General features: G+C 66.9%; 20 protein-coding genes and 1 pseudogene. 9 read left to right on the top strand and 12 right to left on the bottom strand.

What is annotated here, in order from left to right; translation table 11 throughout:
• Positions 1–43: 43 nt before the first annotated feature.
• A complete protein-coding gene (locus K0O64_RS16730; RefSeq protein WP_225933473.1) occupies positions 44–499 on the top strand; it encodes a DUF4232 domain-containing protein in 456 nt (151 codons plus the stop codon).
• Positions 499–984: a pyridoxamine 5'-phosphate oxidase family protein gene (locus tag K0O64_RS16725; RefSeq protein WP_071944054.1), complete on the top strand. Its 486-nt coding sequence runs from the start codon at positions 499–501 to the stop codon at positions 982–984. Before K0O64_RS16730 ends, K0O64_RS16725 begins: the two co-directional genes overlap by 1 nt.
• On the opposite strand, the gene K0O64_RS16720 is transcribed toward K0O64_RS16725, so the two are convergent.
• The 4 genes from K0O64_RS16720 to K0O64_RS16705 form a co-directional block, all read right to left on the bottom strand.
• A complete protein-coding gene (locus K0O64_RS16720; RefSeq protein ID WP_071944056.1) occupies positions 981–2,336 on the bottom strand; it encodes an FAD-binding oxidoreductase in 1,356 nt (451 codons plus the stop codon). The genes K0O64_RS16725 and K0O64_RS16720 overlap by 4 nt on opposite strands.
• A gap of 2 nt (positions 2,337–2,338) precedes the next feature.
• Positions 2,339–3,811 (bottom strand): APC family permease, encoded by a 1,473-nt coding sequence (locus tag K0O64_RS16715; RefSeq protein WP_071944058.1) that lies wholly within the window; start codon positions 3,809–3,811, stop codon positions 2,339–2,341.
• Positions 3,812–3,853: 42 nt separating this feature from the next.
• Positions 3,854–4,141, bottom strand: a complete 288-nt coding sequence (locus tag K0O64_RS16710; RefSeq protein WP_220045605.1) for a hypothetical protein — start codon at positions 4,139–4,141, stop codon at positions 3,854–3,856.
• Positions 4,142–4,237: 96 nt separating this feature from the next.
• Complete coding sequence (locus K0O64_RS16705) at positions 4,238–5,830, bottom strand: PGRS repeat-containing protein (RefSeq protein ID WP_156909740.1); 1,593 nt, start codon at positions 5,828–5,830, stop codon at positions 4,238–4,240.
• A 166-nt stretch (positions 5,831–5,996) separates the two neighbouring features.
• Here K0O64_RS16705 and K0O64_RS16700 point away from each other — a divergent pair, with 166 nt between their 5' ends.
• Entirely contained in the window at positions 5,997–6,371 is a 375-nt protein-coding gene (locus K0O64_RS16700) for a hypothetical protein (RefSeq protein WP_225933471.1), read from the top strand.
• On the opposite strand, the gene K0O64_RS16695 is transcribed toward K0O64_RS16700, so the two are convergent.
• Positions 6,278–7,666 carry a hypothetical protein gene (locus K0O64_RS16695; RefSeq protein WP_156909741.1) on the bottom strand — a complete coding sequence of 463 codons (1,389 nt, stop codon included), beginning with the start codon at positions 7,664–7,666 and terminating at the stop codon, positions 6,278–6,280. The genes K0O64_RS16700 and K0O64_RS16695 overlap by 94 nt on opposite strands.
• Positions 7,667–7,671: 5 nt before the next feature.
• Complete coding sequence (locus K0O64_RS16690; RefSeq protein WP_071944067.1) at positions 7,672–8,343, bottom strand: class I SAM-dependent methyltransferase; 672 nt, start codon at positions 8,341–8,343, stop codon at positions 7,672–7,674.
• A gap of 171 nt (positions 8,344–8,514) precedes the next feature.
• Here K0O64_RS16690 and K0O64_RS16685 point away from each other — a divergent pair.
• The 3 genes and pseudogenes from K0O64_RS16685 (at position 8,515) to K0O64_RS16675 (ending at position 10,939) form a co-directional block, all read left to right on the top strand.
• A pseudogene (locus K0O64_RS16685) lies at positions 8,515–9,412 on the top strand (cytochrome c biogenesis CcdA family protein).
• A gap of 146 nt (positions 9,413–9,558) precedes the next feature.
• Positions 9,559–10,200: a TetR/AcrR family transcriptional regulator gene (locus K0O64_RS16680; protein ID WP_071949779.1), complete on the top strand. Its 642-nt coding sequence runs from the start codon at positions 9,559–9,561 to the stop codon at positions 10,198–10,200.
• A 4-nt stretch (positions 10,201–10,204) separates the two neighbouring features.
• Positions 10,205–10,939, top strand: coding sequence for an anti-sigma factor family protein (locus K0O64_RS16675; protein WP_071949780.1), 735 nt, complete (start codon positions 10,205–10,207; stop codon positions 10,937–10,939).
• A gap of 20 nt (positions 10,940–10,959) precedes the next feature.
• Here the strand turns inward: K0O64_RS16675 and K0O64_RS16670 are convergent, their stop codons facing one another.
• Genes K0O64_RS16670 through K0O64_RS16660 form a run of 3 tightly spaced genes read right to left on the bottom strand, consistent with a single transcriptional unit; the run spans position 10,960 to position 13,862 of the window.
• Positions 10,960–11,961: a hypothetical protein gene (locus tag K0O64_RS16670; protein ID WP_071944069.1), complete on the bottom strand. Its 1,002-nt coding sequence runs from the start codon at positions 11,959–11,961 to the stop codon at positions 10,960–10,962.
• A 10-nt stretch (positions 11,962–11,971) separates the two neighbouring features.
• Positions 11,972–13,297, bottom strand: a complete 1,326-nt coding sequence (locus K0O64_RS16665; protein ID WP_071944071.1) for a Dyp-type peroxidase — start codon at positions 13,295–13,297, stop codon at positions 11,972–11,974.
• A gap of 10 nt (positions 13,298–13,307) precedes the next feature.
• Positions 13,308–13,862, bottom strand: a complete 555-nt coding sequence (locus K0O64_RS16660) for a hypothetical protein (protein WP_071944073.1) — start codon at positions 13,860–13,862, stop codon at positions 13,308–13,310.
• A gap of 78 nt (positions 13,863–13,940) precedes the next feature.
• Between K0O64_RS16660 and K0O64_RS16655 the strand changes: the two genes are divergently transcribed.
• The gene (locus K0O64_RS16655) at positions 13,941–15,599 is read left to right on the top strand and encodes an SLC13 family permease (RefSeq protein ID WP_071944075.1); all 1,659 of its coding nucleotides are present in this window, start codon (positions 13,941–13,943) and stop codon (positions 15,597–15,599) included.
• A 4-nt stretch (positions 15,600–15,603) separates the two neighbouring features.
• Here the strand turns inward: K0O64_RS16655 and K0O64_RS16650 are convergent, their stop codons facing one another.
• On the bottom strand, positions 15,604–16,788 hold the full coding sequence (locus K0O64_RS16650; RefSeq protein WP_156909742.1) for a hypothetical protein: 1,185 nt from the start codon (positions 16,786–16,788) through the stop codon (positions 15,604–15,606).
• A 41-nt stretch (positions 16,789–16,829) separates the two neighbouring features.
• Positions 16,830–17,960, bottom strand: a complete 1,131-nt coding sequence (locus K0O64_RS16645) for a phosphatase domain-containing protein (RefSeq protein ID WP_071944080.1) — start codon at positions 17,958–17,960, stop codon at positions 16,830–16,832.
• Positions 17,961–18,103: 143 nt separating this feature from the next.
• Here K0O64_RS16645 and K0O64_RS16640 point away from each other — a divergent pair, with 143 nt between their 5' ends.
• Positions 18,104–18,292, top strand: a complete 189-nt coding sequence (locus K0O64_RS16640) for a hypothetical protein (protein ID WP_071944083.1) — start codon at positions 18,104–18,106, stop codon at positions 18,290–18,292.
• A 26-nt stretch (positions 18,293–18,318) separates the two neighbouring features.
• Positions 18,319–19,173 (top strand): class I SAM-dependent methyltransferase, encoded by an 855-nt coding sequence (locus K0O64_RS16635; protein ID WP_071944085.1) that lies wholly within the window; start codon positions 18,319–18,321, stop codon positions 19,171–19,173.
• Here K0O64_RS16635 and K0O64_RS16630 read toward each other — a convergent pair.
• Positions 19,162–19,371 carry a GNAT family N-acetyltransferase gene (locus tag K0O64_RS16630; protein WP_071944087.1) on the bottom strand — a complete coding sequence of 70 codons (210 nt, stop codon included), beginning with the start codon at positions 19,369–19,371 and terminating at the stop codon, positions 19,162–19,164. The two genes, K0O64_RS16635 and K0O64_RS16630, sit on opposite strands and share 12 nt — an antisense overlap.
• Positions 19,372–19,375: the final 4 nt, after the last annotated feature.

Here is a 19,375-nt window from a genome sequence, read left to right as displayed (position 1 = left end):
AGGTGCCGTCCTGGTGGCGGTTGCGACGGTCAGCATTGCTGTAGTGGCGAGTCCTGCCGCATCAGCCCTGCCCGCGTGCGCTGTCGATTCACTGAGCCTGAGCACAAGTGCGCCCGCGTCGCCGGGGGATGCCACGCAGATCCACTTCGACCTGATCGTCACCAACACCTCAGCGCAGCCCTGCGAACTTCAGGGCTATCCGGTTGTCGACCTCATCGGCCCCGACGACCCGATGTGGGGTCCGGATTACCAACTGCCGCAACAGGCCGGCGACCCGCAACCTGTAACACTCGGGCCCGGAGCCTCCGCCGCCAGCCGCCTGACCTTCCTGGCCGAGCCCAATGGCTGGGTCCCGAACACGATCGCGGTGAGTCTGCCGAATTCACCCGGGCGACTGGAAGCTCCGTGGATCGCCGGTGGCGTTCCGGTCGCGCGACAGGATGCCGCGAGCCATCCGGGGAGCTACATCGGACCGCTGCAGCCGGCGCCGCCTGCATGATGGACACGCAGCAGTTGGCGGACGAGCTCAATCATCCCGGCGCTCAGATGTTGCTCGGCGGTTCGATGGCCCGGCTGGCCTACAACGGCCACGATGGCTTTCCGCGGGTCATTCCCGTCGGCTTTTACTGGACCGGTGACCGCATCGTCGTGTCCACGGCGCCGACCTCACCGAAAGCCCGCGCGCTGGCCGTTCGTCCGCAGGTGGCTCTTACGATCGACGGCGGGTCGTCCCCGGAAAATGCCAAGGCGCTCCTTGTGCGCGGTCTGGCGACGCTCGAGACAGTCGACGGCGTCACCGAGGAGTATTTGGCGTCCGCGCGCAACTCGATGAGCGGTGAGGAGCTCGCCGAGTTCGAACGCGCCGTGCACTCGACATATCCGGAGATGGTGCGCATTTCGATCACGCCGCTGTGGGCGCGGTTCTACGACTTCGGCGCAGGCCGGCTGCCGGGTTTCCTCGCGGACTTGATGAACGGCGGCTAGCCCGCTGAAATGCTCTGCTCGTAGGTGAACACGTCGTCCGGATCGTAGGTCGCCTTGATCTGCCGCAACCGGTCGACGTTGGCGCCCCAGTACGCGTGCTCCCAATCCGGCATACCGGCGTTGGGCACATTGACGTACGCGTCGTTGACGTAGGGCGCCAAGGCCTCGCTCATCTCGGCCACCCACCCAAGAGCCGCTGCGGTCTCGTCATCGGAAGCAGGTGCGCCGCCGCGGACACCCCAGCCGGCACCCGGTTCGGCGTAGTACAGCGCACTGCGGTGCGCGAAGGCCGAGCCGTTCGAGGGTTCACTGGCCGCGACCGCACCGCCGAACGCATTGGTGAAGTAGTTGCACCCCGCCGGCGCCTTCGCCATGAACTCGGCGATGATGCGCACCGCCTCGGGCGGCATCGGTTCGGTGATGAACTGCGAGGTGAACTTCCAGTTGGCCGGTTCCTCCTCGATGGGTATCTGGAAGCCCGCGTAGATCTTTGGCCAACTCGCGTCCTGCACCATGACGTCGGGGCTTCCGATCGCCAGGATTGGTGAAAGTAGCTGCAGCGCCTCGACTTCCGAGCCGCCGGCGAGGACGGCATGGAGACCGACCCGGTCGCCCTCGATCTCCAGCTGACTGGTCATTCTGTTGTCGACGTACGGCGCGCACCGCTGCCACTCGTCGAAGACCGCTTCAAGGTGGTCCAGCCCGCGCCAGGTCGCCACAACGAAGATCGCCTGCGTCAGGGGATGAATCCGGTACGTCAGCGACGTGACAATTCCGAAGTTGCCGTTGCCGGCTCCACGCAGCGCCCACAGCAGGTCCGGATTGTGCTCGTCATCGGCAATGACCACGTCAGCACCACCGTCAGCTGAGGCGACCACGACCTCGGCCGCCAGCAGGTTGTCCGAGGCCATCCCGTACATGCGGGTCAACAAGCCGAAGCCGCCGCCGAGCGTCGCGCCGACCAGCCCGACGCTTCCTTCGGTTCCGGTGGGCGCTGCGAACCCCGCCGCGCCCAGCCCGGTGACCGCCTCCAGCTGGTTGAGTCCGGCCCCCACGGTGGCTGTCTGTGCCTGCGCGTCGATGGTCACTGATTTGATCTTGCTGACGTCGATGACGACGCCGTCGTCGACGCCGGACCAACCTTCCAGCGCGTGGCCGCCGCTGCGGACTCGTACCGAAACATTCTGCTGCCGTGCCCATGTCAGCGCGTTGACTACGTCCTCGGTGCTAAGCGCGTACACAACGGCCGCCGGCCGGTGGGTGAAGAAGTGGTTCCAGCCCCTGCTGGCATCGGCATAGTCGGCGTCACCGGGACGGACCACCTGGCCGGTGAGAACGGTGCTTGCGGTCATGATCACTTCACCTCTTCGAACATGTTGGGATCGCCGGGCTCATGCTCGAGAACGGTGCGGTTGAACTTCCACATGTAGCCGAAGTACAGCAGCCCGGCGGCGGACAACCCGAAGGCGAGCACGATCGGCGCCGACGTCGGTGATGTCGCGATCACCACGAACAGTGAAATGATCACCCACACAAGGGCTCCGATCGCGACCGGCCATTCCCAGCGGCCGAGGTCGAACCCGCCCGGTTTGCGGTCGAGCTTGTGGCGGGTCGCCAGGTACAGGACGATCGTCATCAGGTAGGGCAAGATCGTGACGATCGCGCCGGCCATGATCAGTTGCAGCAGAGCGTCTCCCGGCATGAGCGCCATCAGGATCACACCGACGGCCAGCACCAGGACCGTCGCCGGAATCGGGGTGCGTGTCTTCGCATTGACCCGTCCCATCACCTTGCTGGCAGGAAAGCGTCCGTCGCGGGACATGGCATAGATGTAGCGGGCGCCTGACACCATGCTGACCAACGCGGCGCCGAAGAAGGCGAGCGTGATGGCGGCGAGTAATGGCCGCTCGAACCCGGGTCCGAAGCGCTGGTTCATGATTTCGGCGACCGGAGATTCGGTGTTGGAGACCTTCGCCATGTCGGTGATCGACACCGTGAGGATGATGACGAACACCATCCCGAGAACCGAGGCAGCCGTCACGGATCCGATGATCGCGCGCGGAACGCTGCGTGTCGGATTCTTGGCCTCCTCAGCCATATTCGACGCCGTCTCGAAGCCGACGAGAGTGGACAGGCCCATGATCGATGCGGCCATCAACCCACCGCCGATGGCCCAGAAGTTCGGGTTCCCTTCGGTGATACCGCGAGAGAACAGGTTGGCGGGTGCGGCGTTGCCGCTCACCACTATGGCGATGGTCAACGCGATACCGATAACCAGGAGAATGCCGAGCTCGACACCGACCGACAGCGAGTTGACCCACCCGACGATGCGTGTAGCGGCGATCGCCAGGATCGCCTGAATCACCAACACGATCACTGTGATGATGCGCGCGGTGGTCTCGTTCGGCTCCATGCCCAGAAGTGGCATCAGGCACTGACTGGCCAGGGCGTTGTCGATCGTCACCGGACTGGCGACCGCACTGAGGACTGCGAGCCAGCCGAAGAACCATCCGATCTTCGGACTGGCCAGGCGCGACGCCCACGCATACGACGAACCGCTCAACGGGATGCGGGCGGCGAACTGCGCGTACACCAACGCCACCAGGATCTGTCCGATGGCGACGATCGGGAACAGCCAGATGCCGACCGGTCCGGAATCACGCAGCACGTCGTCATAGGTGGCGAAGATGCCGACCGCGACGGACAGCGAGGCGAACGAAATGGCAAACACCTGAAAGCCATTCAGTGTCCGCTTGAGCGCCGGCTCATAGCCGCAGTCTTCGCAGAATTCGTCGGCTGCTTCGTTGGCAGTCACAGACTGCGTCATCAGCGTCTCCTCGGTTGGTCGAATGGTAGGTCCGGCGCGGCTTTATCTGCCGCGATCCGCACTGATCGGGTGGCCGACGCTTGTCGGGTGAGCCGTGTGCACAGAGCCGGGGACGTGGGTGCCGCTGTCGTCGCCTTGGATCGGGATCGGGTGACCCCGCTCCACGACTTCCTGGTCACCGCGGTCGTATGACTGGACCTGGTGGGTAACCGCGGGCACCGCGGAGTCGGCTTGTGCCAGGCCGGTTCCGATACCGAGAGCGGCAGCGCCGATGCCGCCGAACAGTGCGCCGTAGACCGCCAACTTCGTGATGCCTGTGATCGTGTTCATGTGGCTCAACGTATGGCGCACAGGGACACATGGGCTTCGGCTGAACTATGTGTTCGCCCAATCGAGGTATGGGTCAAATGATGTAGGGGAGTGGAGTCACGCACCGGAAGCGCCGGTCGCACCTTGGCCGCCGTGCGCTCCCGTGCCACCCGTGCTGCCCGACGGTCCGATCGCGGGGTTGTCGGGGGACGACGGAAGCTTTCCGGTCACCCCGCCAGAGCCGCCGTGGCCGCCGGTGCCACCGGCGCCACCGCTTCCTCCGGAGCCGGCGGCACCGATGAGACCGGTCGAACCGGAATGACCGCCGAGGCCGCCCTGTCCCGCTGAGCCGGCCGCACCGCCCGTGCCCCCTTGGCCGCCCGCGCCGCCGACACCACCGCTTCCGCCGGCTCCGCCGTCGCCACCGATCCCGAACTCGTTGCCGCCGCTGAACGCGAACGCACTTCCGCCATCGCCGCCCTGCCCACCGTCGCCGCCGAGACCGCCCTCTCCACCGATGCCGCCGGTGCCACCCGTCCCGGCGGCGCCGCCGACGCCGAACCACAGGCCGCCTCGGCCACCGTCCCCGCCGACCCCACCGGTTCCGCCGGAAGCTCCAGTCCCGCCGACGCCGCCGACGCCGCCGGTTCCGCCGCCGCCACCCACCGCATTGAGGTCTGCGTTGCCGGACGTGGTCGCGGTACCGCCCGCGCCGCCTCCACCGCCGTTGGCTGCGGTGCCTCCGGTACCTCCGGTGCCGCCGGTACCACCTCGGCCTCCGCCACCGCCACTGCCGAACAGCAGGCCGCCATTGCCGCCGGCGCCACCGGCACCTCTGGTACCGCCGGCGCTGCTGGCGCTCGTGCCGCCACCCCCGACACCACCGATACCACCAGAACCACCGGCCGCGTCGGCGTCGGACAGCGAAACGTCAGGGCTATAGCCAGCCCCGCCAGTGCCGCCGACCTGGCCCTCCGTCCCGTCGGCGCCGACGCCACCGGGACCGCCGACGTTGCCGGCGGCCAGACCGGCTGTGCCCGTGGCCGCCGTTCCGCCGTCTGGTGTGGTGGCAGCCGTCCCGGCGAGGCCCGCGCCGCCCTGGCCGCCGGCTCCGCCACTGCCGAACAGGACAGCGCTGCCGCCAGCGCCACCATTGCCGGGGTTGGAGCCATTGACGCCGAGCGTCGCAGCCCCACCGAGTCCACCGGCCCCGCCGTCACCGGACAGCAGACCGCCGCTGCCGCCCCGCCCGCCATTGGCGCCGGCACCGCCGGTACCACCGGCTCCGCCGCTGCCGAACAGTCCTGCGGCTCCACCGTTTCCGCCGGCGACCCCGTCGGTGGTGCTGTTCCAGCCAGCTCCGCCGTTGCCGTACAACAGGCCTCCGGCTCCGCCGTTGGGGTGGGCCGCGGTGCCTGCAGATCCATTGCCGATCAGAGGCCGGCCGAGCAGAGTCTGGGTAGGTGCGTTGACGAGATCAAGCACCGCAGCATTCGCGTTGCGCGATAAGGCAATTCGGGGTGCGCTCGGTGTACGTGCTGCGGGACGCCCGCCGTTGCCGACCCTGGTCTTGCCGAGTTGGCCCCCGGCCACCGGATTGGTGCTGCGACCGGGCGCGGCATGGCCGGTCGCCGAACCCGTCGGGGTGTCGGCCCACGCGAGGCCACCGCCGCCGGCGATCAACGTGCCCACCCCGAGCGCGACAGCCAAGGCCCCGATGCGGCCGACACATCTTCCAGCGGTGCTTGCGCGCGGACGCGCGGCGCGATGGTGTCCCATGCGATGTCTCCCGACCGAGGTGTGCAGGGGAGTCTAGCGACGAACGGCGTCCTAATGGTGCGACTCCAGCAACCCGGGATCGGGCGGGGTAAACATCGTGTGGCGCCTTGCGGAAGGTTCGGCGAGCAGCGCGGCGATTCATCGTTTCCGGGCGATCGGCCCGGGTTATGAAACAACAGTGAGCAACCACCACGTGAACCTGACTCCGCAGGAAGACTCGCTGATCGGGGAGAGCCACCCCGAGGCGCTGGCCCGCATGGACGCCAAGCAGCTGAAGGATTTGCAGCACCGCCTGCGGCAAGCGCGGGAGAAGAACTTCAGCCTGTTGCGCCGCCAAGGCGCAGCACGGGTCGAGGCGGAAGGAGCTCGCGGCGCCGCTCAGCCGGCCAGTGAGAAGCGCTCGGAAAAGGTGGAGGTATTCGACGCGGCACTCGCTCGGGTGACCGAGCGTCTGGACGCCATCGTCGAGTAGCGGCTAGCGCGGGCTGTCGCCGGGGCGGGCGCCCCGGCGGCCGGGGCGCCGGCGCCGCCGGTGCCACCGACAGGCGGACTGCCCGCCGTCGCGCCCTGGCCTGCTGTCGTCCCACCGACCCCCGTGCCGCCGTTGGCCCCAGAGCCGCCGGCCCCGCCCGGTCCGGATGCGCTGTTCCCGCCGGGGCCACCAGCACCACCGTGGCCGCCGAAAATCACTCCGGCACCGCCTTGGCCACCTCGGCCGCCCTGGCCGCCGGTACCGGTGGTCGCACTGCCGCCGTGGCCGCCGACCCCACCGTCGCCGCCGGACATTCCGCCGCTGCCACCCGCGCCGCCGTCGCCGCCACGCCCTGTGGTGCCGTTCGTCGTGCCGCCCCCGGTACCGCCGTCGCCGCCGCCACCGCCAACACCGAAGATGCCACCGGCGCCGCCATCGCCGCCTCGACCACCACTGAAACCGCCACTGCTGCTGGCATTTCCAGCATCGCCACCGAATCCGCCCCGGCCGCTGATGACGCCACCGTTGCCTCCGCGGCCGCCTTGACCGCCGGCTGCGTTGGTGCCGCCGTCACCGCCCTGGCCACCACCGCCGCCGCCGTGAAACAGGCCGCCGTTACCGCCGGCGCCTCCGGCGCCGCCATTGCTGAGGTTTCCGCCGCCGCGTCCGCCGTCGCCGCCGTTGCCGCCGATCCCGCCGAACGGGCCGGAGTCGCCTCCTCGGCCGTCGGTCCCGCCGTTGCTTCCCGCGGATCCGTCTCCCGCGGTCCCGCCTCCGCCGCCGTGACCACCGAATATGCCGCCGTCGCCTCCCCGACCGCGGGAACCACCGCCGGGAGCACCGAAACCACCGTTGCCGCCATTGCCCATCAGGACACCGCCGTGGCCGCCCATTCCTGCGTCGACATGCTCGGCGGTCCCGTTGCCGCCCCGTCCACCGGAGCCGAACAATCCGGCGTTGCCGCCCTTTCCGCCGTTGGCGCCCACTCCGCCATTACCGAGCAGCCAGCCACCGTTGCCCCCGTTGCAGGCCGTACCGCACGTCGCGGGGTCTGGGCTGAACCCGTTGCCGATCAGCAGTCCGCCGTTCGGATGGTCGGCCGTGCCCTCGCCGACGAGAACGATCGGAGCCAGCGCACCGGGTGCGAAAGCCGCTGGCGTCAGCGAGTTGTCACCACAGAATTGAATGCTCGAATTACATTGTGGCGCAGCGCTTGCCGGTGCCGCTGACACCACAGCGGCGACCACGTAGCCGGATCCGGCGAGGCCGGCGAGCCCAGCGTGCACGTAGTGCATGGCCCTCATGCAGTGGCCCGGCCGATCGCGAGCGGGTGAACAATCGCGGGCATCCCGTGCCAGACGGCGGCATCGGCCCGCACGGTGAATCCGCAGGAGTGCATCAAATCCAGGGTCGGACGGTTGCACACACATCCGCCGGCGAAACCACGCCATGGACGCAGCATCATGTCCTGGTAGGCCGCGAGGAATCGTGAGCTCGCTCGAATGTGTTCGATGAACAGCAGTTGCCCGCCCGGGCGCAGGACACGGTGGATCTCTCGAAGGGCGCCCTCGGGGTCCGGGACAGTGCACAGCACCAGCGTCGAGACGACGGTGTCCACTGAGGCGTCGGCGAAGGGGAGATGAAGCGCGGACGCGTCGACGATGTTCGCGGTGCGCCCGACCCGCTCGAGGCGCCGGGCCAGCTTCCGGCGCATACCCGGCTCGGGTTCGGTGAACACGAGCTCGTCGATGCTGTCGGGGTAGTGCCGGACGTTGAGCCCGGTTCCGGCGCCGACCTCGACGACCCGCCCAAAGGCGTCGGCCACCAGCGCCCGCCGCCGGCGTCGCATGCCGACTAACTCGCCCAGCCAGACGAACGGGTCGTACACCAACGCCATGACACGCAGCCACACCGCGTAGGTGGACGTGTGGCGCTGATCGGTGCTGGATTCGTCGCGGGCAGTCTCGGTCATGGGCCGAACCTACGAGCCCACCGTCCACGGCCGCATCGCTCAACCCGGCCATTCTCGGGTGGTGGCCGGTTCGGGTCACTGACAGGCGATTGAACCCGGGGCCAGTCTGGCTCGTGTCGTACACAGACGACAGTTCCGGGTCGCCCGACAAGACAGGGGCATGCGCGCATCGTGGAACAAAGTCTGATGGGACTTGCGTTCGGCGCCGGATTGGTGGCAGTGCTCAATCCGTGTGGCTTCGCGATGCTGCCTGTCTATATGACGCTGGTCGTGCGCGGCGATGCCACCGGCCAGCTCACGGCGTTGCGCCGCGCGGGAGTGGCCACCATCGAAATGGTGCTTGGCTTCATGACGGTGTTTGGCGCCTTCGGCCTGCTCACCGTGTCCGCTGCCGCCACCGTGCAGCTACGTCACGGTGGTGATCGGTTTAGTGCTCGTCGGACTCGGCATCTGGTCGCTGGCCGGCCGTCACCTCCCCGGCTTCAACCCGGTGACCCGCAGCAGCCGGTGGGCGCCGACCGCGCGCGGCGGCTCGATGTTCGGCTACGGGGTGGGCTACGCGATCGCGTCGCTGTCGTGCACCATCGGACCGTTTCTGGCCGTGACCGCGGCCAGCTTTCGCAGCGGCCTGATCGTCAACGGGTTGCTGACCTATCTGGTCTACGCCGCGGGCATGTCGCTGATCGTCGGTGTGCTGGCCATCGCCGCGGCCTTCGCCAACCCCGTCGGGGTCTACCGCATGCGTCGAATCCTGCCGTATATCAACAGGTTCGGCGGCGCTCTGGTACTGCTCGTCGGCTTGTATGTCGGCTACTACGGGGCGTACGAGATACGTATCTTCAACGGCACCGCAGCACCGGACGACCCGGTGATCACCGGCGCGGGTCGCATCCAGGGCGCGGTGGTGACGTGGGTGCACGGTCACGGCGGCTACCCGTGGCTCGCGGCACTGTCGATCCTGATGCTGGGCGCGTTCGCGGTCGCCTGGACGAGGCGCCTGCGCCGCACCGCGAAGGTTCGCCGCGTGCTCAGGCTGCATGCCGGTGAGCTGAGTCCGTCTTCTCTCTGACCCCCTCAGGCGCCCGCGTGCCACGCTCGCGAAGATGTGAAATCACTGGTTTCCTCATGAACCAACCGGAATCGCCACTCGTGTCCCAAACTAGAGGACACTGATTGCGCGATCAGGAATAGGTCATCAACGAGCGAGGAGTGTCGATGTCGACACCAACGGTTGCGGCGAACGACGGTGTCGGGCTCCCCGAGGCCACGGGCGGCGACGCCCGGCAGCGGATCTTGGAGGCGACGGTGCAGTGTTTCCGCGCCTACGGGTACGAGAAGTCCTCGATGCGGTTGATCGCGAACACGGCCAAGGTGTCGCAGACCCTCCTGCACTATCACTTCGAAACCAAAGAGAAGCTCTTCGACGCCGCCATCAACGACGTGGCGACCAAACTGTTCGAGACTGCCGCGACTCAACTGATGCCCACAGATTCCGTGGGCGACAACCTGGCCGACGCAGCCGGTTTGTTGTACACCCTATTCATCGACAACCTCGACACGGTCACCTTTGTCGTCGAGTTCGGGGCGGCCGCCAACCACAACGACTTTCTGCGCACCGCATACCTCGAGTTCCGCGATACCCAGCGGCGCCAGTTCGCCGGCTTGCTCCGATCAATCGCCGGTGAGGCGGCGCCGGATCACGTGATCGACGAGTCGGTGCGACTCATGGAAGTCGTGCTCTTGGGGATGTCGATGCAGCGTCCGTTCGTGGCGGACGAGCAGCGCCTGCGCGGCGACTTCGACAGCTTCGTCATCATGCTGATCACGCGGCTCTTCGAAGGCCTGACGTCAGGCTGATGTGATGACCACCGTCGACGGTCCGTCCTCACCCGGCGGCACCCACCCGTACGCGCTGTGGGATGCGGCATACGTGCTGGGGTCGCTGTCGTGTGCGGAGCGGCGGGAATTCGAAGTGCACCTCAAGGCGTGCCCCTCCTGCGCCGACGCGGTCACCGACCTCGGCGGTATGCGGGCGCTGCTGTCTCAGATCGACCGCGGTTACGTGGACACCCTTGATGAGCCCGATGGGTATGCCGGATTGCCGCCGTTGCGGGACGAGCTGCTGGCCACGGTGAATACCCGACGGCGTCGGTCACGCGCGGCGACGTGGACGTTGGCCGCGGCAGCGGCGTTGGCCATCGGCCTGTTCGTCGCGAGCCAATCCAACCCGATGGTGGTGACACCGGCACCGCAACCCAGCCAGGCATCAGCGCTGACGATGACACCGAAGAAGCCCGTACCTCTCACCGCCACAGTCACTCTCACCCGTCGCGCGTGGGGCACCCGCATCGAGATGCAATGCACCTACGAGGCCGGGCCGATGGACGTCGACTACGACGGCGACGAAGCCAGCGACAAGCTGGCGATGGTGGCGGTGGGACGCGACGGCAGCCGGACCGAGCTGGCCACCTGGACGGCGCGAATCGGGATGCCGGCATCCTTAGGCGGCAGCACCTCGATGCCCGTCGACGAAATCGCCTCGGTGCAAATCATTTCCGCCGATGCCGGCGCGGTGCTGCTCGAGCGTGACCTCTGAGGTGCGCGGGATGCCTCTCGCTAACCCATCGTGACCAGGTTGCGCCATAGGTTGCGCAGGCTGTCCGTCCCGCCGAACAGCGTCGTGAAGTGGGTGGAGTCGATGAGCACGATATCGCCGGCACGCTTGGCCGCCGGCGGCATCCAGATCAGCGCGTTGAACTCGGTGTTGCCTTGTTGGGTGAATGGATGAGGCCGGTGCGGGTCCACCTTCTGACGTCCCAGCACACGCAACTCGGGTCCTTCGGGTGCGGTCAGCTCGTAGTGCGGCAGGTGCGGATGGAAGTTGAAGGTCGTCACGTTGTCGAGCAGCCGTGAGCTGTCGAGATCACGAAACCCGTTGAGTGGAGCGATCTCTCGGGTGCCCTCGATGACCGCTGGTCGCAATCCCCAGATGTTGTGGACCGGCACGTGCAGCGCTTTCATCAGCGAACGGGTGTACTGGCCGAAGCGCTGCTGACGAGGAACGAGCCGGTCGCCGTGATGTTCGTACTCGATTTGGCGCTGGGTGAGGTCGTCGGTGAACCCGACGTCATGGTGGGGTGCGAGCACCAGGCAGGTCCCCTCACGCTGCAGCCAGTTCTCGATGGCTGCGATCTCCTCGGGTTCGGCGTGCTGCTCGGACACCAGATGATCGAGGCCGAAGACCATCAGGGTGTCGGTGTCGGCGAGAATTCGGTCGTCGATCGGCTGCCGGTAGCCGGCCTGGTCGATGCGCTGGAACACCGCGACGGGATGTCCGGTGGTCTCCTCGGTGAGCTCTTGGAACGAAATGGTGGACCGGTGAAAGAGTTCGAGTGTTCCGGCGATGCCCTGTAGGAAGTTCGCTTCGGCGTATTCCGCCGTCTCGTAAGCGGGCCACGCCACGTTGCGCACCTCGGTCATGGTGGAGAACCGGTTGTAGATCCCGGCCGGATCCCGTTGCGCCTCCCACGGATAGCTCCACGTCCAATAGATGCTGACTCGCCTGCGTCCATCGTGCTGACGTGCGACGTGACTCTGGTTGTAGGTGCGTGCCCGCATGATCCTTCTCCTACGTGCCGAGCGTGGCGAGATGGCGCAGTGCGTTCAGTCCGGGGAGGAAGAAGTAGGCCCCGCCGGTGAGGGTCGTGAACGCCGGGATGCCCTTGTGGACCTTTCGGATGGGGCGCTTCGGGACGGTGAAATCCAGTGTTCCGTCCTGGCTTCCACAGATTGGGTCGTGTTCGTTGCCGAGTTCGTGGAAGGTCTTGTCGTTGATCCATACGTTCTGGGCGAACTCGAACTGGCGCACCAGGTCAGCGCAGATGATGAACGCGGCGATTCCGCGTTCGACCCCGTCGTCCGGCGCGCCCTCGGGTAGTGCGGGCCCGTAGGTGGCGCCTCGGCGGATCATGCGGCGGCGGTTCATGTAGTGGGCGGTGTCGCGCGGGTTGAGCCGGCGTGCGTGCGATCCCAGCGGGCAGGCATAGCCGAAAGGATCCATCTCTTTGTAGTTGTAGTCGTTGTTGCGCATCGGGTCGGCGCCCAGTTCGGGATCGTCCTTATCGGGCGCCAGCACCAGGGGGGCACCGCTGCGCCAGCGGCCCATGAATTTCGCCGCCAGCAGTTCCTCGCCGTCCGGGGTGTCGGCGTTGGCTCGTAGGTAGTCCCGGAACACGGCCACGTGCTCCTCGAGTCGCCGATACGCCATGTAGCTTCCGTTGCGCGACAACACCTCTGGCGCGGGAAGATTGAGCACGGGCCCGTTCTCGTCGGGATATCCGAGGATGAACTCGCCGGGCTCCAGGGCATCGCCCGAGCCGGGAGTCGGCTCTTCGCCTGAGCCTTTCATCACCGGCTGGGACAGCCGGTCACGAAATCCGAAATGATCATGCGCGTAGTTGAACGGCGGGTTGGCGTTGAGGTCGAGATACGACAGGCTTCGCACGCCGTCGGTGGCCGCGAGCAGCTTGTCGTGTTCGGTGATGGAGCGCTTGCATTGTTCCTCGGTGCGGGAGAACAGAATGGCTATTGCGTGGAGGTCGTCACCGGCCAATCCACCGACCCAGTGCTCCGGTGCGGCGGCACCGGTGTCGCCCAGGATTTCGGCGCGGGCCGGCATGCCCTCGCGGAAGGCATCGGGAAACGACGCCAGCGACTCTTCGGGCACCCCGAGGGCCCGCAAGCCGGTCCACGTGAAGGCCAACGTAACCCAGCGATCGGAGGTGTCCATGGTGGCGCGTACGTCGGCGGCTGACTGCACCTTGTCGAGAAGTGCGGTAAGCCATGCACGGCCACCGGTCGGGGTGTCGAAGGTCAGGAACTCGTAGCGTCCGGTGATGGCCGGCGTACGGGTCAGCAAGATGTGCTGGATGTCGTCGAGCTCAAGCGCGGTCACTGCGCATCGCTCACTGCATCTGGTCGAGCATCGTCGAGAAGGCGTCCTTGAGCCGCAGTGCCTTCTTGATCTCGTCGGCGGTGACGTAGGGGTATTCGCCGTATTCCAAGAAGCTCGGGCATTGATGGTCACGCACGAACTTCACGAACGCGTCCGGGTTTTCCTTCCAATCTTCAGGAAAGCCCTCGAGATTCGTGAAGACCGTGGTGATCCCGGTTTGGCTGAACAACTGCACCGCGTCCTCGGTGTATTTGTCGAAGTCGGTGTCGAAGATGCCCTGGTATTGGAAATGCAATCCGGAGCCGACGTCGAACAACACCCACCGCAGGTAGTGCAACCGCAGTGGCGCCAGTACGTCCGGGCTGGCCGCGATCGCCTCCTCGATCTGTTTGCCGTAAGCGCGGACGGCGTCCTCGCGTCCCTCTTTGACTTTGGCGATGATCGAGAAGCCATAGCAGGCGGGCGTGCGCGGGAAGACGGGTCCGTAGCGCCCGCGTTCAAGGGTGAAGTAGCCCTCTTTCGGGATGGCCTTTGCAGCGGGCTTCGACCAATCGTGATCTGACATCGACGACCCCCCAATCACCGCAGTGACTACGGAGGCAACTTAACACCGCTGAACCGATGAGGCACCAGAATGGCAGCCATGACCATCCTGGCCGCCGTCATTGTCGTCGTCACTCTCGTCGTGATGACGACCGGCCGGCAGCCTGCCGTGCTCGCGCTGATCTGCGCACTCGTGGTGGCGGGCATCGCGGGCATCGCCACGCCCGCCGAGTTGTTCGCCGGGCTGAGCAACGGCGGCGTCATCACCATCGCCGCGATGCTCGTCATCGCCAAGGGCGTGCTGTACACCGGGGTCATCAGCCGAGTCACCCATCGCCTGCTGTCAGGGGTGCAGAACACCGGACAGGTGTTGCGTCGGCTCATCCCACCGGTCGGCGTGGTCTCCGCACTGATCAACACCACTCCGATCGTGGCGATGCTGATCCCCGCGACCAGGGAGCTCGAACAGCAGTCCGGCGTTCCGGCCCGTGGCGTCCTGTTGCCCATCGCGCACGCCACCACCCTGGCCGGCTCGGCCACCCTGATCGGAACCAGTTCCAATCTGCTCATCGCCGGGCTGGCTACGGCGTCGGGCGTCGGCATCACGATGTTCTCGTTCGTCCCCATTGCGGTGCCGGTGGCCTTGATCGGATGGCTGGTGTTGGTGATCACGGCTCCGCTGATGTTGCGTGGCCGTGCCGAGCCGCTGGAGCGCGAATTGGTGTGGCGGGCAGAGATTCCGGTGGCGGGCGGGGCCAACGCCGTCGGCCGCACGGCCGCAGCGCTGGGTGTGCGAGCCACTCCGGAGTTCGAACTGGTGGAGATCCAGCGCTGGGGCGACTGTCTCGAGCCGGACAGCGTGATCCAGACCGACGACGTGCTGGTTTATCGGGCCACCGAGTCCGGTGTGCGAATGCTCTGGGCCAGCCCGCGATTCGGGCATGCGGCTCAAGCCTTGTATCTGGTCTCGATCGCCACTGACGAGTCGGCCAGTGTGCGCGACCTCGAAGAGGAGGAGGACGTGCAGGTGGTCGCCGCGCAAAGCACCAAGCTGCTGCGCGACACGCCAGCCCTGCCGGGCGAGATGTGTCTCGTGACAACCAGTTCCGTGGACGCGCTCACCGACCACCCGCTGGTCGGGCTGTGGCAGACCGTCGCAGGCAAGGCGCCACAGACCGCCAAGACGTGGGTTGCCCTGGCCATCCTCGTTGGCGTGGTGACCAGTGCTGCGTTCGACGTGGCGCCCATCGAATTGATCGCCGTCACCGGGGCGACTCTGATGGTCCTCACCAAGGTCCTCACACCGCGCTCGGCCGCGCGGGCGTTGAACTGGAACATTCTCGCCATCATCGCGGGATCCATCGGGCTCGGTGTGATCGTCGTCAACAGCGGTCTCGGTGAACACATCTCATCGGTGATCCTGAAGCTGTCGGCCGGAAGCACAGCACTGGTCATTTTGGTGATCGCAGTGATCACCACGGTGCTGACCAACGTCGTGACCAACGCCGCCGCGGCGGCCATCCTCACGCCGGTGGCGCTGACCGTCGCCGAGTCCACCGGGCTGAATCCGATTCTGCTGCTGACGCTGATCGGTACGTGCATCTCGTTCACGTTCCTCAACCCCTTCAGCCACCAGTCCAACTTGATGGTGATGAAGCCGGGCGGGTACAGCGTCGCGACGTTCGTGCGATTCGGGATTCCGCTGACGGCGGCCTCGGTCGCCGCCGCGTTCGGCGTTGCCTGGCTGATATCGCTGTAAGCGGTTAAGCCACAACGATCTTGGGGATGGTACCGCGAGCGGCGCCCGAGGCCAGGCCCGCGAAATAGGCACCTGACCACATCCACAGCCCCGCCTGCAGCCGCAGTGCGCTGCGGCCGACGGCCGTATCGCCGTCCGCGTAGGCCGTCATGCTGGCCAGCACGGCCGCCTTACTGACCATGAGATAGGCCGAACTCAGTTGCACCAGCGCCGTGTAGGACGTGGGGGAGAACCCCGCGCGGGCCAACCCCTCCCAGACGAAGCGCCCCGCGCCTGTCGCACCCTCCAGCACGGTGGTCCACATGGACATCTCTGCCCAGCCAGGACTGGTCGGGTCGCGCAGCGTGCTCAGCGCATCGTCATACCGGGTGGCCAACTCCAGCGGAAAAGCGGTCGAGTTGCACGCCAGAAAGCTGTCGCAGGTCAACGTGTCCTGCATCGACGGCACGCCGGCCGGCGGATGCTCCAGCACCACCTGTAGATAGCCACGGTTGTACCCGTAGAGCGCCAGCAACACCGGCACCGAGACGTGTGCGACAGTCGAGACCACCCAGTCCGGTGCCTTGGCCGCAACGGCCGTCAGCCCGCCCGATACTGCGTCGAACAACCGGATGCCGATCGCTGACGGCGAGAGGTCGATCGGCGAGGGCACCAGGGTGGGTATCGCGATCGCCGGAGTGTTGGTGGGGCTGGTGCTCAGATTGTCGCGCAACCAGATTCCGCCGAAGTAACCCGACGCCGCGAGGTTGCCCAGCAACAGGCTCGTCTGCTGTGTCGGAATGTTGTCCTCGGCGAGGGCGTCCAGACTCTTGACTGCCAGGTCGCCGAAGAAGAACCGCGCGCTGTCGGCCGGATCACCGCCGGCCGCAACGAAATTCGTGGCGAACGGCTTCATGAAGTCGGTGGACACCGTGAACGAGGCGCCACGGGTGACGGGCATCGGCGGCAGGCTCACCGAGATTGCGGGGGACAGATGTGCCGTCGGCTGGGTGGCCGTCCGGTGGCTCTGGTTGCGCACCGACTCGTGCCGGACAGCCTCACGCGCGGATTTGGCGGCGGGCTTCGTCACCGACTTCTCCGGCGAGCCGGCGCCGTCGGGGGCAGCCGACGCGACCCCGTGCCCGAGGAACAGCCCAGCACCGATCCCCAGCGCAAGCACACCACCTGCGAAATAACCTGACACCCGCACGCTGCGCAGACTACCAGTACAGCAAATAATGGTGTTGCGGTTTAGTGATCCAGTTCGGCGCGAACCTCCGACACCGTGTCGGCATCGCAGAGGCGCAGACTGTGGGCCACGGCCGCAGCCTGCGCGGCATCGGCCACCAGATGCATCGGGATGCCTTCGCCCCGCAGCGCCTCGGCGTGCTCGGACAATGCCGAGTTCCGCTCCTCGTCGTCGGCACCGACCTGCCGGATGATGGCCGCAAGCACCCGCCCCGGAAACTCGCGCGCCAGCTCTTCGTAGATCACCGGGTCACGCTGTCCGCTGTCGCCGATCAATACGAACCGCATTCCGGGATAGGCCTCGAACAGCCGGCGCACAGCTGAGCGCTTGTGCTCGGCGCCGCTGCGCCGCAGATAGCGATCGGTCGGACCCCAGTCGGTGAGGAACATCGGGCCCGGTGGAAAGGCGCGGAGCTCGACGAATTGTTCGAGCATCGAATAGAACGACCAACTTCCCGTGGACACGTAGAAGAACGCCGGCTCGGGGCGGCGGCTACCGGTGCGACCGGGGATGCCCCGCGCCAGGCCCCGGTAGAGCGCCGACATGCCGGGGATGGCGGTGCGCTCTTCCACATGCCGCAGCAGCGTCCTGGCCACCATCGCCACGCCCTCGGTGAGACCGGTCAGCAGGATCGTGTCGTCGATATCGGAGATCACCAGAAACGGTGCGGCCAAGGACGGTTTGAGTACCCACCCGGTGCCGGTGGCGCTGTCGTCATCGTCGATGCCCGCGACGACGGCCTCCGCCGCGTGCCAGCCGACCCGCAGCTTGGGCACCGGCAGCGAGAAGGTGGCGAAGCCGTGACCGTCGGTGACCTCGGTGGCCCGGTATCTGCCGATGCGCAACTCGACCTCGGCCCCGACGATGGACAGCGTGGCGTGCCGTCGCACATTGCTCTGCGCCACATCCCAATACGGGATGCGACTGTTGCCGGGCAGTTCCGGTGCTTCCATGACCCGAACCCGAACCTTGGCCACATCGGCTGCCACATACCCGCGGTAGACCACCACGTGCACACCGCGAAACGCCCCGAACTGAACTTTGAGGTCGCGGCGACGCTCGGTGAGCTTGCCCTCCAGCCCCGCTACCACTGCGGTCAGATCCGAGGTGATGCGGCGGGGCAGGCGAGGCATGCCACCAGCATGGCAGCACGACGTCCCCCGATTGGCGGACACGCGATTCATCCCGGACATCCGCCAGCCGACCGATGCCGTCGCCGCCTGCAACCAAGCAGAGTCAAAGCCAACGACGACAACGTCAAACAGGGAGGTCAGCCATGAAGAATCGCATCGCACGTTGGTTGGAGCGGGCCGGTAACAGCATCGGCGGCGCGGACGCGCTCACCCCGATCGATCCCTTCTACGGCGCATCCTTCCGGGGCCGCGTGCCCGCCATGACCGAAGGGCGCAGCGTGAGCGCCGGGCGCCTACCGCTGGTGGCCGCTGCGCACCTGCCGGTCTTCTGAGCCGACGGTCTGGAACACTTTCGCGCATGGGCTCGCTCGTCTCGAACGTCTCCGACACCGCCCGCTGGGTGACCGCACATCGCGCCAAGGAATCGGCGCGGCCGGACGCCTTGTTTCACGACCCGCTGGCCGAACGGCTGGCCGGCGAACAGGGCCACGCCATCATCGCCGCCGCACCACGAAGCATCCGCGATGGTTGGTGGCTGGTGGCCCGCACCAAGATCATCGACGACCTGATCGCCGAGGCCATCAGCCAAGGGTGCGACCGGGTGCTGAACCTGGCCGCCGGGCTCGACACCCGGCCCTACCGGCTCGACCTGCCCTCAGATCTGCTGTGGGTGGAAGCCGACCTCCCGGACCTGGTCGCCGAGAAAGAGCAACTGCTGGCCGGGGAAACCCCGCGCTGCCGGCTCTCGCGTCACGCCGTCGACCTTGCCGATCCCCGCGCTCGCGAGGCCTTCCTCGACGATGCTCTCGCCGGGGCGAGCAAAGCCTTTGTACTCACCGAAGGTCTGTTGATGTATCTGACCGATGCCGACGTCGTCGGATTGTCGGCCGCGTTTCAGCGTCCCGAAATATTCTGGTGGACCTTCGATTTCGGGTCCGGCGGCATCAAGGCGACGATGAACGACAGAACCGACGGCATGATGCGCAATGCGCCGATCAAGTTCGGGCCGCCCAATGGGGTCGCGTTCTTCGAAGGTCTCGGTTGGTCGACGGCCCTCATCGAACCGCTGTTGCCTGCGGCCCGCCGGTTTCGCCGACTGCCGCTGCTGTTGCGGCTGGCGGCCCTGTTGCCGCAGCCCGATCCGCGCAAGCCGGGCGACAAGATGTGGAGCGCTGTGGCCTGTCTGACCCCGCCGGCGCGCTCAGTCCGGTAGCCGGCTGAAATGGTGTGCGGTGATGTCGAAGCGGTTGCGCATGTACAGCCGATGCGCGGCCGCGCGGTCCGCGCCGACGCCGGAATCCAAGTGAATCGCTTCGCAATTCAACCGTTGCGCCTCGACGACGACCCACCGCATCAGGGCGTCGGCATGTCCGCGACCGCGTGCCCGGGGGATCTCAACAACGTCTGCCACGAGG

Origin of the sequence: Mycolicibacterium pallens, from assembly GCF_019456675.1 — a bacterium.
GTDB classification, from domain to species: Bacteria; Actinomycetota; Actinomycetes; order Mycobacteriales; family Mycobacteriaceae; genus Mycobacterium; species Mycobacterium crocinum.
Note: the sequence above shows the minus strand (reverse complement) of the source record. Positions and strands in the feature narration are given on the sequence as shown.

What these genes read in the sequence shown, in the direction of transcription:
- K0O64_RS16720 (WP_071944056.1), bottom strand. Translation starts at nt 2,336, where the DNA reads ATGACCGCAAGCACCGTTCTCACCGGCCAGGTGGTCCGTCCCGGTGAC.
- K0O64_RS16675 (WP_071949780.1), top strand. Translation starts at nt 10,205, where the DNA reads ATGACCACCGTCGACGGTCCGTCCTCACCCGGCGGCACCCACCCGTAC.
- K0O64_RS16710 (WP_220045605.1), bottom strand. Translation starts at nt 4,141, where the DNA reads ATGAACACGATCACAGGCATCACGAAGTTGGCGGTCTACGGCGCACTG.
- K0O64_RS16690 (WP_071944067.1), bottom strand. Translation starts at nt 8,343, where the DNA reads ATGACCGAGACTGCCCGCGACGAATCCAGCACCGATCAGCGCCACACG.
- K0O64_RS16640 (WP_071944083.1), top strand. Translation starts at nt 18,104, where the DNA reads ATGAAGAATCGCATCGCACGTTGGTTGGAGCGGGCCGGTAACAGCATC.
- K0O64_RS16725 (WP_071944054.1), top strand. Translation starts at nt 499, where the DNA reads ATGGACACGCAGCAGTTGGCGGACGAGCTCAATCATCCCGGCGCTCAG.
- K0O64_RS16655 (WP_071944075.1), top strand. Translation starts at nt 13,941, where the DNA reads ATGACCATCCTGGCCGCCGTCATTGTCGTCGTCACTCTCGTCGTGATG.
- K0O64_RS16695 (WP_156909741.1), bottom strand. Translation starts at nt 7,666, where the DNA reads ATGCACTACGTGCACGCTGGGCTCGCCGGCCTCGCCGGATCCGGCTAC.
- K0O64_RS16660 (WP_071944073.1), bottom strand. Translation starts at nt 13,862, where the DNA reads ATGTCAGATCACGATTGGTCGAAGCCCGCTGCAAAGGCCATCCCGAAA.
- K0O64_RS16645 (WP_071944080.1), bottom strand. Translation starts at nt 17,960, where the DNA reads ATGCCTCGCCTGCCCCGCCGCATCACCTCGGATCTGACCGCAGTGGTA.
- K0O64_RS16635 (WP_071944085.1), top strand. Translation starts at nt 18,319, where the DNA reads ATGGGCTCGCTCGTCTCGAACGTCTCCGACACCGCCCGCTGGGTGACC.
- K0O64_RS16680 (WP_071949779.1), top strand. Translation starts at nt 9,559, where the DNA reads ATGTCGACACCAACGGTTGCGGCGAACGACGGTGTCGGGCTCCCCGAG.
- K0O64_RS16670 (WP_071944069.1), bottom strand. Translation starts at nt 11,961, where the DNA reads ATGCGGGCACGCACCTACAACCAGAGTCACGTCGCACGTCAGCACGAT.
- K0O64_RS16715 (WP_071944058.1), bottom strand. Translation starts at nt 3,811, where the DNA reads ATGACGCAGTCTGTGACTGCCAACGAAGCAGCCGACGAATTCTGCGAA.